Origin of the sequence: Brachyspira suanatina (genome assembly GCF_001049755.1) — a bacterium.
Lineage (GTDB): Bacteria > Spirochaetota > Brachyspiria > Brachyspirales > Brachyspiraceae > Brachyspira > Brachyspira suanatina.
The window spans coordinates 569,665-584,719 of record NZ_CVLB01000001.1 but is presented as its reverse complement, the minus strand read 5'-3'; the positions used below and the strand labels follow the sequence as shown (position 1 = coordinate 584,719).

Annotated in this window: 11 protein-coding genes and 1 pseudogene; 8 read left to right on the top strand and 4 right to left on the bottom strand. The window is 25.9% G+C overall.

Annotated features, from left to right (window positions below):
* Nucleotides 1-21: 21 nt before the first annotated feature.
* On the bottom strand, nucleotides 22-1,668 hold the full coding sequence (locus tag BRSU_RS02675; protein WP_048593667.1) for a hypothetical protein: 1,647 nt from the start codon (nucleotides 1,666-1,668) through the stop codon (nucleotides 22-24).
* A 16-nt stretch (nucleotides 1,669-1,684) separates the two neighbouring features.
* Nucleotides 1,685-2,734, bottom strand: coding sequence for a signal peptidase I (gene lepB / locus BRSU_RS02670; RefSeq protein ID WP_048593666.1), 1,050 nt, complete (start codon nucleotides 2,732-2,734; stop codon nucleotides 1,685-1,687).
* A gap of 181 nt (nucleotides 2,735-2,915) precedes the next feature.
* On the opposite strand from lepB, the gene BRSU_RS02665 reads away from it, so the two are divergent.
* The 8 genes from BRSU_RS02665 (at nucleotide 2,916) to BRSU_RS02630 (ending at nucleotide 11,647) form a co-directional block, all read left to right on the top strand.
* Complete coding sequence (locus BRSU_RS02665; RefSeq protein WP_048593665.1) at nucleotides 2,916-3,461, top strand: hypothetical protein; 546 nt, start codon at nucleotides 2,916-2,918, stop codon at nucleotides 3,459-3,461.
* 158 nt (nucleotides 3,462-3,619) lie between these two features.
* Nucleotides 3,620-5,020 (top strand): MATE family efflux transporter, encoded by a 1,401-nt coding sequence (locus tag BRSU_RS02660; protein WP_048593664.1) that lies wholly within the window; start codon nucleotides 3,620-3,622, stop codon nucleotides 5,018-5,020.
* 187 nt (nucleotides 5,021-5,207) lie between these two features.
* Complete coding sequence (locus tag BRSU_RS02655; RefSeq protein WP_048593663.1) at nucleotides 5,208-7,142, top strand: methyl-accepting chemotaxis protein; 1,935 nt, start codon at nucleotides 5,208-5,210, stop codon at nucleotides 7,140-7,142.
* 11 nt (nucleotides 7,143-7,153) lie between these two features.
* Nucleotides 7,154-9,130 carry a methyl-accepting chemotaxis protein gene (locus BRSU_RS02650; protein WP_048593662.1) on the top strand — a complete coding sequence of 659 codons (1,977 nt, stop codon included), beginning with the start codon at nucleotides 7,154-7,156 and terminating at the stop codon, nucleotides 9,128-9,130.
* Nucleotides 9,123-9,617 (top strand): CvpA family protein, encoded by a 495-nt coding sequence (locus BRSU_RS02645; RefSeq protein WP_048593661.1) that lies wholly within the window; start codon nucleotides 9,123-9,125, stop codon nucleotides 9,615-9,617. Before BRSU_RS02650 ends, BRSU_RS02645 begins: the two co-directional genes overlap by 8 nt.
* 107 nt (nucleotides 9,618-9,724) lie before the next feature.
* Nucleotides 9,725-10,297 carry a sulfurtransferase-like selenium metabolism protein YedF gene (gene yedF, locus BRSU_RS02640; protein ID WP_048593660.1) on the top strand — a complete coding sequence of 191 codons (573 nt, stop codon included), beginning with the start codon at nucleotides 9,725-9,727 and terminating at the stop codon, nucleotides 10,295-10,297.
* A 13-nt stretch (nucleotides 10,298-10,310) separates the two neighbouring features.
* Nucleotides 10,311-11,426 (top strand): aminotransferase class V-fold PLP-dependent enzyme, encoded by a 1,116-nt coding sequence (locus BRSU_RS02635; RefSeq protein ID WP_048593659.1) that lies wholly within the window; start codon nucleotides 10,311-10,313, stop codon nucleotides 11,424-11,426.
* Nucleotides 11,427-11,428: 2 nt separating this feature from the next.
* On the top strand, nucleotides 11,429-11,647 hold the full coding sequence (locus BRSU_RS02630; protein WP_008728110.1) for a putative Se/S carrier-like protein: 219 nt from the start codon (nucleotides 11,429-11,431) through the stop codon (nucleotides 11,645-11,647).
* A gap of 461 nt (nucleotides 11,648-12,108) precedes the next feature.
* Here the strand turns inward: BRSU_RS02630 and BRSU_RS02625 are convergent, their stop codons facing one another.
* Both BRSU_RS02625 and BRSU_RS02620 read right to left on the bottom strand, forming a co-directional pair.
* Entirely contained in the window at nucleotides 12,109-13,266 is a 1,158-nt protein-coding gene (locus BRSU_RS02625) for a cyclically-permuted mutarotase family protein (RefSeq protein ID WP_048593658.1), read from the bottom strand.
* Nucleotides 13,267-13,297: 31 nt separating this feature from the next.
* Nucleotides 13,298-14,831: pseudogene (locus tag BRSU_RS02620) on the bottom strand (sodium:solute symporter family protein).
* Nucleotides 14,832-15,055 lie beyond the last annotated feature (224 nt).

Below are 15,055 nucleotides of genomic sequence, written 5' to 3'. Positions count from 1 at the left end.
CTTTTTATCACTTTTTAAAATTTAGAATGTTACTATTATCTTTCTCTGTCTTAAAAATTTAGTAAGACTTTTTTTAGTTGAAGAACTAGATTTTACTATAGCGTATTCATCATTAATCTTTGTTATAATAATACCTTTTCTTTTAGCCTCATAAATTATTTCTTCTAATTTATTTGCATCTTTTATTATAACAAGAGTAACATTATCATATACATAAGAAATAATTCCTCTTTCATACCATCTCTTTATGCTAGTTTCTATATGCTTTGGAATCTCTACATTATTATCTAATAATATATTTTTTAATACTACCAAAAATTTATCAAAACAATATTCTGACCCTTCATCGCTTATAATTGTTTTTCCCTTTAATACGCTTTCTTCAGTCATAGTATAAGTATAAACTGTTTCCTGCTTATCAAGTTCAAAATATAAATTGCACATATAAATAAAATTATTAGAAAACAAATAATGATTTATCAATGTGAGCTCAAAATTTCCATTAATGAATGACTTTCTAAAATTATTTTCTTCTGTATAAGTATTTATATTTCTGATTGCAAGTACAGCATTCTCATAAAAAGAAACTTCAGCAATTCCTAAAATAAACATAGAATAAATAACATTATTATATGTTTCAGCTGTTATAGAAAGATTATACTTTTCTTTTAATTTCATAAATAATACTGATTTTGATATGCTTTCTTTTTCTATAATAGAAAAAATATGCTTATAATAATCCGAATACTTTTTATAAACAATCTTTGTTATAGAATCCATTCTCTCTTCTATAGAAGATGAAAGATATTTTTTTATATTATCATATTCTAATGATATAAAATTTTTATTATCCAATTTTATTAAATCTAATTTTAAACATATATTTATTATAGCAGAAGGCTCTAAATTATTAGTTAAAAAATTTATATTAATATCATCAGTAGATAATTTCTGAACATCGCATTCATATATAAAAGTTTCAATATCATTCAATATATTAAAATGATTATAAATAAAAACTGAACTTTCAATATTCTCTTTCAAGCTCTTCTCTAAATTCTCTACAACATTTTTATTATTTACAGCTACATAAACTTTGAGATCATTTTGATGAAAATAAACAGAAAGAATATTAGATTTGCATAAAGTGAATAATTCATCATCATCTATTTTTGCCTTACTATATTCTACAATATTACCATTTTCATATATATGAATAATTTTGTGAAGATATTTTTTATAAGCATTAGCAGTATATGCAGCATCTACATAATAAGGAATTTTAATATCATCTTTTAAAATTATACTTTCTATTATTGATTTTACATTCGGCAAAAAATACAAAGTATCGTCATGAGAATTTAATCTTCTTCTTTTTATTTTTAAGTATAAAAGCCCTGATTTTTTTATTTCATTTATATAATCAAAAAATGCAGGTACTTGCTTCTGACTATACTTAAGTGAATATGCTATATCTATAGAGTTCAATTCTTTGCTTTCATTTTTAAGTACATAAAGAACTATATCTTTTGCTTCTTTGGATAAAGAATAAAATTTAAAAGAGACTAATGAAACATTTGAAGACTTAATATCTAAATCTTCTATATTTTTAGCTTTCCAAATTTTGAATAATTCTTTTAAAGTATCTTTAGAAATTTGATCATACATATTTTTATCTTTACTTTTATTTAATTATAAAATATTTGAAGAAGCCTTGTTCCACATCATCAGGTCTTTTTGATTGTATCCAAGCAATCATAGGCTGACCTTTTATATGTCTGTAAGGAACTAGTCCCCACATTCTGCTGTCGCAACTTTGATCTCTGTTATCTCCCATAACAAAGAAATAATCCTCAGGAACATTGTATATATATTCATCTGGTCTATCTTTTGTATTAGGAACATATATATTCATCCAATACCATAATTTAATATCATCGCTTACCACTTTATCATTAATATACACTTCAAAAGAACTAAGATCATTATAATAGTCAGCTCTGTCAACTAGCTTTTTAAATATTATAACATCGCCTTTTTTAGGTACATATATAGGGCCGTAAATATCTATAATAGGTACAAATTCTCTGTCATCACCATAGAAGAAATATCCCCATTTATCTTCTATTTCATTTCCATTTATAATTATTTTCTTATTTCTAATCTCTACAGTTTCACCGGCAGTAGCAATAACACGCTTTACAAATTCTTTTCTAGGGTCTAAATCTACAGTTTTAAGTCCGAAGAATAAAGGAGCCGGAGCCAAATGAGTTCCTCCTGTAAGTTTCTCTCCTAAAAAATCAGCAAAAAGAAATCTAGGATCCCAAGTAAAAGGAGTAAGAGCAAATATCATAACAGGAAGTTTGAGCATCTGCACTAAAGGCGAAGGCTCATAATAAGGCATAGCAGATTCACATCCGAAAGAAGCAGAAGGAGGTGCTCTGAATACCACTAAATCTCCCCTTTGAGGTGATTTTATTTTTGGAAGCCTGTAACCTAAAAGCCCATCTGTAAATGGAAGTTTTACTCCGTATACAAATCTATTAGCAAAAAGCCTATCTCCAGGCATTATTATAGGTATCATAGAACCTGTAGGAATTTGATAATTCTGTATTAAAAATGTATTTATAAGAAGCACTATTACTATAGCGTATAATATTTCTTTTAATGTATGTTTAAAATTACGGCATTCGCCTATTATTGTTTCAGTAATATTTTTTATAGGATTCTCCATCAATTTAACCCCTTCCAATAATAAATATTGATGTAAAAGTATATAATAAAACTATTAAAATAGCAATTATAATTTACAACTATATTGTATAAATTATTTAATTGATAATATTTAATAACCATTAATCTTTTATTTACAAAAAATAAATAGGTTATATAATATAGAACAAAATGATTATCTTATGGAGATAATATTGAAAAAAATATTATTGTTATTTACACTTATCATAACATTATCGTCATGTGCTGCCAAAGTACATTTAATAAATGATACTTTTTATGGACAGAAAATGTATCAAACAGATTATATTTCTATGAGTTATTGGTCAGAAACTATTAAATTCAGACTTAAAAGTGCAAACGACCCTAATAACATAATATTAGAAGTTCAGTACATAGCAGACAGTTCATTTAATATAGCAGAAACTAGTAAAATAGTATTGAAATTTGAAGATAATACTTACTTGATTCTTCATTATACATCTCTTATGCCTAAAACAGAAAGCGAAATAATATACGGAACTTCTATATATTTTATGGATACATCTTATGTAGATAGAAGCTACAGTATAAATGCTGAAAACACTATAAAAGAAATGAAAGTTTTAACTGATATAAGAGTAGAAACTGCTGATGGATTCAAAAATTTGAAAGTAAAAAAAAATGCCGCAAATGATTTGATTAGACTTTATAATGAAATGCAGGCTTTATTATCAAAAAATCAATAATAATGTAGAATATATTCAATATAATTATTTTTATAAAAACACTAAAAAATTATATAAATCATATTGACAAATATAAAAATAGCTATATATTACATCTCGTTTTTATTCATTAGACCGAATTTATACTTTAATTTTATTAATATAACAGAGATTATACTATGAATACCAATTCAATGAAATTTAATGGCGGTAAAAAAACTCTTTTTGGAAATTTTGATTTTTACAAATTATGCATATCCATTGCAGTACCTGTAATGCTACAGCAGCTTATAATGGGTATGGTATCATTAATAGATAACTTTATGGTTGCAGAACTTGGCGATATAAAAATGGCTGCTGTAAATGTATCTAATCAATTAAATTTTATATATCTAGTTCTTCTTAACACCTGTTATGGTGCCGGCGGAATATATATGGCTCAAAATAATGGAGCTGATAATAAAGAAGGTATGCAGCAGGCATTCAGATTTAAAGTGATACTTCCTCTTATTATTTCTATTTCATATATGATATTAATGCTTGTTAATCCTGAAATATTTATAAGATTAATGACAAGAGGAAATGCTTCTCAGGAAGAAATACTATTATCAAGTACAAAATATATGAGTATAATAGCATTTACTTTTATACCTATATCAATATCCGGTGCTATAGGTACTTCATACAGAGAAATAGGAAAACCTCATATACCTCTTATAATATCTGTTATAGCTACATTTTGTAATACTCTTGGAAATTATATACTTATATATGGAAATTTTGGAGCTCCTAGACTTGAAGAAACAGGCGCTGCCATTGCAACATTGATAGCTAGAATAATAGAAATGATTTTATTTATAGTATATATAAAAATACATAAAGAGAAATTTTATGTAAGAACTAGAGAAATACTCAAAGTAAAATTAAATGTATTTTATTCTATGCTAAAAAAATCAAGTTTAATATTTTTAAGTGAAATAAGCTGGGGACTAAGCGAAATGTTTATGACAGCTTTATATAATAGCCGAGGTGGAGCTGAAACAGTAGCAGGTATGGCTTCAGGATTTACCATAGCCAATATATTTTATTTGGTTTTTCAGGGAATATTTGTATCTACTATGGTAGTTGTTGGAGGTACACTAGGACGCGGAGAATTAGAAGATGCAAAAAATAAAGCCAGATGGATATTGAATGGATCTGTTATAGCAGGTTTAGTAGTCGGATTAGTGCAAATGTCATCTACCCTACTAATACCTTTTATATTCTCAAAACTTACTATAGATGCCCAGGCAATAACAAGAAATTTAGTAATACTTGTAGCCTGTTATATGCCTATATGGACTTATATTAATGCGCAATTTGCAGTTTCAAGAGCTGGAGGAGATACAGTATTTGGATTTGCAGTAGATGTGCCTGTATCATTATTAATATTTGCTCCTTTAGCTTTAATTTTAGCAAAATTTACTACTGTAGGCCCTGTTGCTATGTTTGGTATAGCTAAATTAAGCGATTTTGCTAAAATAGCAGTTGGTGTTATAATGCTAAAAAAAGAAAGATGGGTAAGAAAACTTACAGAATAATGCTGTTTTGTTTTTATATGTAAGATAATTATGAACATATAAAAAATCTTATAAGTAAGTAAATACTTAATAAACTAATTCCGATTATATAAACGGTATTTTATTTTTTGTTAATTTTATTTTTCTACTTTTAATATATTAAAATTAACTTATAATAGTATTATATTTGATTAATTGCAGAGGATTTATGAATTACGATTTTTCTCTTATAACATTAGAATTAGGAATTCCCGTTATAGCAACTATTATATCAATAGTTGGTATAATATTATATGCTTACATATATTTTCAGCTATACGAAGAATCACAAGCTATTATATTACTTGTAGGTTTTTTATCTTTTTTATTTTCAGGATTAGAAGCAGCAAATATAATAACATCTTTACACAGTCCTCATAATAATTTAGCACTTAATATGTATAAATTTGAACAGTTAGCTTTATCTTTAACTATAATACCATGGATGATGTATATACGAAATAAACTGACTTTAAGCGAATATTTCCATTCTATTTTAAATAAACTATATATAGCTATTATATTTATATTAATACTTTTATTTGCTATTGCCCTTTTATACCCTCAGCTTTTCATATCAACAGAGCAACCTATAAGTTCATTAAATGAAACTATGAAATACAGTATAAAAAGCAGAGGAGAATTGGGAACTGTATATATATTAAGAGATTTTGTATTTACAATATACTATTTTGTAATTATATGTTCATTTATATATGAAATGACTGTAAATAAAAAATTTAAGGAAAATATTCTTTTATTGATATTAATTGGATTAATATCATTAGCATTTTTTGATGATTTTAATGGAATATCAATATATACAAAATATTCAAGTAATTTCTTAATCTTTAATAATTCTACATTTAGTAGAATTACTTTAGTATATGCTATATTTAATATTATAATGATATATTTATCAGTAAGCAGATTTATTTCAGCGATATATAAGAAAACTACACAATATTATGATTTAGAAAGCATAAAAGCCCAAGATTCCATAATAATTAACACTGCTATAAATACAGCTGAAAAATTATCTGAATTAAAACTAAATTTTTCTGAATCTGTTAATAATTTAGTAAGTAAAGTAGAAAATACATACTCTACTATTAACAATTTAAAAAATGATATCAATAAAGTCATAGAATACACTAATGAATTTATTACTATAGAAAATTTCCAAATAAATGATGGGAAAATTAATATAACAAAAATAAATGAATTAATAGAAACATACCCAAATTTACAAGCTTCTGTAGAATTACAGAAAAAAACACTTGAGGAATCAAATTCAAAATTACATGATTCTGTAGAAAAAATATATGCTTTGCAAGCTCAAAGCAGATACATAGTAACTATGTTTGAAGATTTACAAAATAAATTAGAAATGGAAAAAAGTAATTTTACTAAAGAGTTTACAAAATCAGAAACTTTTGGACAATTAAATTTCCAGATCAATAGAATTATATCATTTATGACAAACATGTCTGATAAAACTAAAACACTTGCAATTAATTCAAGTATACAAGCTTCAAAAGCAGGAGAATGGTATACTAACTTCTCTGTAGTATCCAAAGAAGTTACAGAGCTAGTTAGCGAAACATCTCAGGCAACCAATAGAATGCAGGATTTATTATTTCAAATAGAAGATATATTTAAAAAATATACATATTCTAGTAATAACATTAATAATAATGTAGCTTTATTATCACAAGAAATTGTTACGCATTATGAAAGAATAAATAAATTTAATCTTAATATGGAAAGACAAAATGATTATAATATGAATATCATAAAAAATACTGATAAAATGCATAATTCTATATCAAATATGACAAATATTATTATTAATGAAGAAAATGACTTCTTAAATATTAAAACTAGAATAGAAGAAATTAATGACTATGTAGTTGATATATCAGAAAAAGCATCTATAGAAAACACTGAGCTAAAAAACCTTATGAGAGATATGAACAAGCTTTTGGCAACCTCTGATGATTTAGAATCTATAACTAATAAACTTAATGAGGAAATGAAGAAATTCTTAGAATATACAGATGATTTAGAAACTAAAGTAGATGAATATTCTAAAGTTATGTAAAAGGAATAGCTATGAATATATTTTCAAATTTAATATATGGATATAATATAACAGTAATACAATTATTAGCACCTATTATTGGTATTTCTTTAATGTCAGTTTTTATTATGATATATTTATTATTATCTATAAAAACTAAAAAAGTTACATATATCACTATTTCAGTTACTTTATCATTTATACTTATATATAATATTATATCTCTTATCATAATATTTTTGGGAACTTATGGATCAAATAAAACCAATCCAAATTTAGCAATAGTATTATATTTAGCAAATAATATAATAATACTGATAGCAATAGTACTAATGCCTATCAACTCTAAAAGTTTTATATCAAAAAACAAAAATTTAATAACTTTAAATAATGCCATCTTTGTAATTGTTCTTATGTTATCTGTTGCCCTAATAATAGCTAGTATACTATATCCGAGAAGATTTTTAACAGCTACAATTAACTACTATGAACCAGATACAAACACAACTTCATATTATATAAAAGCAGTCGGAATATTTTATTTATTTAAAAATTATATCATATTATTAGTATTCTTAATTATGTTTATATCTACTTTAACAGATATGATAATGAATTATGATTATAAATCTAATATACTTATGATTATATCAATAGTTATAGCATTAATACTAATAGTAAGATATTTATATTTAGAAAAAACTATGGATAACATTGGTTTTGATAGAATAGGTTTTGCTATAGTAATATCATCATCATTTAGATCTATATCAATATTCTCATCTTTTGCTAAAAATGCTTTAGAATCAATAAAGAAAGAAAGTGTATTGAATAATAAATTACATCTAAATCTTAAAACTTTGAATAATATAGATAAAATATCTGAACAATTAAACATTATAGATAAAAATCTAATGGATACATCTATGTTCGTTTTTGAAATAGATAAAGAAGCAAAAGATGCATATAATATAATAAGTTCTAAAATAGATTCTATATTAGAAGCTAATGATAAATTAATAGAGGCAAAAAATAGCAAAAAGAATATTATAAAAGACGGATTAAAATATACAAATACTATATTTACATTCTTTGATAAATATAAATCACAAATGCAGGAACATTTTAGAGTATTGAATCAAACCATTTCCAATATGAAAGAATCTGATTTCTCTAATGAACAAATAATGTCATTGAAAAATGAATTAAGACTTATAAAAGAAAGTTTTAAAGAAACTTGTAATAAATTTTTAAATGCAATAATAGAATCTGCAAATCAATTTAAAGATGTAAATAGCATTACAGAATCTATATATAATACAATAGAATATATTAAAGCTATTACTAATAAAACAAATCTTTTATCTATCAATGCTGGAATTCAAGCATCTAAAGCAGGATTTTATGGTAAAAGTTTCTCCGTAGTAGCTAAAGAAATAGGTGCTTTATCATTTGAAATATCTAAAGGCACTGATTCTATAGAAAAAATGCTTACTGATATATTTGCCGGATTAGTTATGATAGAAAATTCTTCATTCTATATAAAAGACAGATGCAATATAATAGCAAAAGAAATAAATAGAATATCAGATACTATAGATAAATTCATTGAAGAAATGGAAAATAATATAAATACTGACTCAAAAAAATTAAGTCACTTTAAATCTTTAGAGCAGTATAATGATGTAATGTCAAATATATTAGTAAATCAGAATTTAATAGTATTATCAATAAAAGAAAATATATCCGCTATGCTTGAGGTTCAAAATAATCTAAACTCTAAAATAGAATATCAGAATCAAGATGTATACAAAATATTTAATAATTTTAATAATGTAATAAAATCTAAAGATGATCTTAATGAAATAACTAAAAAAATAGGAAATTATTCTTCATTCTCTCATACTGATATAGAAGCATTATCAAATATTATTAATACACATAGGAAGAAAAGCAGCTTTACATTTGCTCCTATAATAGCTTTATTGAAGAAATCATCAAATGTTTAGTAATATTGATATATTATTAATTACTATATTAGTATTTGTCTTAGTATACGGATTATATAAAGGATTAATATCAATTATAATACCTGTTATAGCAATAATAATAACATTTATAATAGCTCCTTTAATATATAATCACATGTCTAAATATTTTGATCATTCTTTAATATTAAAAATAATATCATTGATAGCTACCTACTCTATAATAAGAATAATACTTTCTAAAGTAGAAAAAAGTATAAAAGATATTTTAAAAATAATATATCTATCTTGGGTAGATAGAATAATCGGAGCAGCAGCACTATTATTTATATCAACTGCTATAATCTATATTATAGTAGGTATAATTATAACTTTATCTCCTGAAAATACACAAATATTTTCAAAATCAATTGTAATTAATTATATATTTGCTTTATTTCACAATGTATTTTTATCATTTGAAAAAGATCATTATATGGTATATTTCACATTTAACTTTATTTCATAATAAAAAGTGTTTATTAAATCTTATTTAAGTACATATAATTGACAATAAATTTTTTTTAATATATCATATATTCTATTATTACAAATTTTTTATAAGGAAGTAAATATATGAAAACAGTAGACGCTAGAGGCATACCTTGCCCAAAACCATTAATTTTAACAAAAACTGCAATAACAAATGCCGCATTAAATGAAGAAATAGAAGTATTGATAGATGATGAAGTGGCATTTCACAATATTACAGACTTTTTAAAAAATAACGGCATAACATATACAAACGAAGGTAAAAATTTCAAAATTATTAAAAATAAAGATTTATCTTCTAATGATACTAATAAAGAAAAATCTTCAGGTCCTGTTATAGCTGTTGTAGATAAAAAGGTTATGGGACAGGGAAATGATGAACTTGGCGAATTATTATTAAAAGCATTTTTAGGAGCATTAAAAGATGCTAACCCAAAACCAGAAGCATTATATTGCTATAATGGAGGGGTTTATTTAGGTGTTGAAGAGCCTTATAAAACTTTATTACAAGAATTAAGAGATGCAGGAATAAAAATATTTTTCTGCGGTACTTGTGTTAAATTTTATGAATTAAATGAAATAAAAGTTGAAGAACAAACTAATATGCTTGGTATTATAGAAGCTATGGCTAATGCTTCTGCTGTTATAAGAGCATAACAAAAATATTATTATGAAAAATTATTATTTTGATAACTCTACCACTAGTTTTCCAAAGCCTAAAGAAGTTGCAGAAGAAATGTATAATTTCTTAATGAACATAGGTGGAACATATGGAAGGGTTAATACTAAAAGAGGAAAAGAAACCACTCAAAAAATAGAAGAATGCCGAGAATTATTAGCTGAAAAATTTTTGGGAGTAAAAAATGCCTCAAATATAGTATTTACACCAGGGGCTACAAGATCAATAAATGATATACTTATAGGTCTTGATTTGAATAACTGTAAAGTATTAATATCTGCTTTGGAGCATAATGCCGTAGTAAGACCCATATATAAATTGAACAAAAACAAAAATGTAGAGTACAAAATAATACCCTCTTTAGACGGAGGAATAATAGATATAGATGCTCTTGATGAAATAATAAAAAAAGAAAAAATATCATTAGTTATTATTAATATGGAAAGTAATATAAGCGGGGTTATACAGCCTATAAAAAAAATCAAAGAAACTATAGGATATATACCTTTGCTTATAGATGCCACTCAATCTGTAGGCATACATGATATAAAAGCAGATGAGTGGGATATAGATTTTATAGCATTTACAGGACATAAAGGACTTTTAGGACCTACAGGAACTGGAGGATTTTATGTTAAAAATCCTGAAAAGTTAAATCCGGCATATTTCGGAGGCGGTTTTGGTGACGGTTATGAAACACCTTACAGTATACCGGAAATATATGAATCTGGTACTCCAAATACTGTTGGAATAATAGGTCTTTTAACAGCTTTAAAAAACAGACCAAATTGGAATATAAATATAGATGATATAATAAACACAATAAAAAAAATAGAGGTTATGAATAAATATAAAATTATATGGTCTAAAAATAAAGATACTCAAGGATTTTTATTTTCTATAGCAATTATTGATAACAATGTAAATATGGCTAATTTTGCTCATATGTTATATGAAGATTATAATATAGAATGCCGATATGGTTTTCATTGTTCATTTTTAGCCCATAACTTTTATAAAAATGATAACGGTGCTTTACGATTTTCTTTTTCACCTTATACAACGAAAGAAGATTTAGAATATTTAATAAATGTATTAGGAAAATAATTATGGTAAAAAGTTTTTGTTATTTACAGACACCAAGAGATTTGATTAAGGCTGAAAAAATTTTACTAGATGCAGGAATAGAAGTTGTTGTTCGCCCTGCTCCTGAACCTGTATTTGGCGTATGCAATATGGCTATAGACATAGAAGATAAAGATAAATTATATATTATATCATTACTTGAAGCTGCTGGATTAGTTGTAACTATTAAAGATATGGAATAATTTTTAAACATTTTAAAATTATAATAACATTATTGGGTTATACTTATAATCCAACCCTTTAGGTTTTCTATCAATTATGTCATTTTTGTTTCATATTTATTTTAAAACTTTCATCTTTTATTTTTACTCCCACCCTAGTTTTGATTAGAATTAATATCTACTCAACGCACGTTAAACGAAATAAAAAATAAAGATAAATTAATAATGCAAATTTAATTATATTTATAGTGAAGTTTACCGTGCGTTAAATGAAATAAAAAAATCTAATAAAACTTGGGCGGGCATGCTTTTATGAATTAAGCAAAAAATATATAAAAATTTTATATTGCATATAATATAAAAAGCATAGAGGGCGGGATTTAAAATATAAATTTTTATTATTAATAATAAAAAAATAAAGAGCTTACTTTTTATTAAGTAAGCCCTTATTTATGGAAAACTTTTAATAATAGATAGTGTCTTTATTTAGCCATAATTGTACCAACATACATTTTGTCAGTTCTAATACCAGGTTTGATTTCACCATTTATAGAATATATTTTGTTTCCTATCAATATTAAACCTTCTCCGCAAGGAGCATCGAAAGGAACTTCCCCTATTGTTTTCCAAGTATTAGATTCACAGTTATAAATTAATATATTGCTGTTCCAATTAAATTCATAAGGATCAGCACCGAAATATTTAGCTCTGAAATCAGCTAATGCTGCATCTTTAAGATTTCCTAAATTATAAACAGCATCATCATAAACAGCTTTATTAAAACCGCCTATAACAAGCATTTCTGTTTCATTAAGCTTAACAGATACAGCACCAAGTAAAGATATACCTTCATTATTCAAAGCTACATCAGCAACTTTTTCCCAAGTATTTTTTTCAAAATCATATTTGTAACCGTCAGTATAAGCAGTAGCATCACCGCCGCTGAATACATATATGTTTCCATTTAATAACTGAGCAACAGCCTGAGTTCTGCTTGCCTCACCAGGTACAGGAGCTAATTCTTTAGCTTCTTTAGTAGTCAAATCATACTCGCAAACTTTATTGCTTCCTTTACCTGCTTGTTTACCAGTAATAACATATAATTTATTATCTTTATAAACAGCAACACCATTTTGTAATGTGAAAGGTAAATCTCCTATCTTCTCAACATTCAATTTATTATCTTTTAAAGTAATGAATAATATATCATCATCAGCTTCAGGATTAGAAGAACCTCCGATATAGTATATTCCATTTGTAACAGTTACAGAAGCACCATATCCTAATTCGTTTTCCCAATTAATATGCTCAACAACTTCCAATACACCGTTTTTATCTTCAAGCATATAAATATCAGAATAAGTTTTTTTAGCTCCGCCATTAAGTACAGACTCTTCAGGGAAGTTAGCACCGCCGCCAACAACTATATATTTACCGCCTAAAGAACCATATAAAACTCCGGCAGTACCAATGTTTTTTTCCATTCCTGTCTGAGCAGGCAAATGTCCGCCCATTTCCCAAACTATTTTTTTATCAACTTTTGAATCTAATACATTACTATTAGATGAAGAAGATGATGTATTAGTTGAACAGCTTAAAGCAAATATAGTAAATATAAATATTAAAGCAATTTTTTTCATTTCTATTTCCTTATAATAATTCTACTTTATATTATTTTTTATTTTTAATAGTAGTAGAATAAGTTAAACCTTTTATTTTTTCTGCAGATGGTTTTCCAAAAGCAAAAGAAGCTAATAAAGAAGCCACTACACCAACACCTATGATTATGAATGAAATCATAAATTCAAAGATTTTTGGTTTAGCATAACCAGGTATAAATTTAGTAAGCATACCAGCAGGATCGCTAACATAGAATGCCACTATAACAGAAAGAGCAAATCCAACCCATACAGCTTTACTTTCAACTTTATCAAAGAATATACCTACCAAGAATACAGCAGCTATAGGACCGCCTAAAAGACCTGTTATGGCTTGGAAGTACAAGAACATATCACCTTGACCATTAAATATAAAGTAAATAGCAAGTAATGTACTGAATATACCAACTATCCAGCTTGATAATCTAGCAAATTTTAGTTTTGAAGCATCTTCCATTCCAGGTTTAAGATATTCTAATATATCAGCAGTCATACAAGTAGAAACAGAGTTCAAACTAGATGATACTGTAGATTGAGCAGCAGCAAATATAGCAGCTATTACAAGTCCGGATATACCAACTGGTAAAGCATTTACAACGAAATAAGGAAGTATAGCGTTACCATTAACATTTTCTGGTAATGTAGTTTTGAAATGGAAATATATGTATAAAGCAGAACCCATACCTATGAATATTATTACACTAGTACAAAGTAAAGGAACGTTCATAAACAAACTTTTTTTAGATTCGTTTTCATCTTTGTTTGTAGCGTATCTTTGAACTATATCTTGGCTGCCTACATAAGAGTAAATAGAGTTAACAAATCCTCCAACTATCATAACCCAAATACTTGATTTAGCTAAGTCTAATGAGAAGAAATCAGGGCTTATGATTTTTCCATCATCAGCTAAAAGTTTGAAGCCTTGGCCTATTCCTTCAGGTGCAGATGAAAAACCTACTATAATTACTAAGAAAGCACCTAAAAGAAGTACAACTGTTTGTATAGCATCAGACCATAGTACTGCTTCTATACCTCCCATAGATGTATAAGCAACACAGAATATTGATACTATAACTGTTATTAAAACAGGGTTAAGAGTAGGAAGTACCTGCTGTATTGCTAAAGTAGGAAGATAAATAACTATTGCCATTCTTACAACGTGGAAAAGTATGAATGTTAAACTGCCGACAAGTCTGAAAGAATTATCAAATCTTCTTCCTAAATATTCATAAGCAGTAGTAACATTAACTCTTCTAAAGAATGGTACAAAAGTATAAGCAGCCCATAATACCATTAAAATAATTCCTAGAGGAGCCATACCAAGAAGCCAGCTATTATTATAAACAGAAGCAGGTATAGCAATAAATGAAATAGATGATAACGCTGTTAGCATAAATACTCATAGCTGTTACCAAAGCAGGAACTCTTCCACCAGCTTTGAAATAATCATCTGTAGATTTTGTTCTTCTAGCAAAGAACATACCAATTAAAAACATTACGATGAAATATAGTCCGATGACTACCCAGTCAAACCAATGCCAAGCCATATTTAGTTCTCCTATAAATAATATTGTTCACGTGAACAATTATAGTATAGTCAAATAAATTTGCATTGTCAATAAAATATTAAAATAAATTAAATTTTATAATAAAAAAATTAGAATTATACAAAAAACGTACTAAAAATCATTTATTTATTACTTATTATTACTTAAAGTTGCAAAAATTATTATAATAATATAAAAAATTAGAATTAAACAATAAATATATT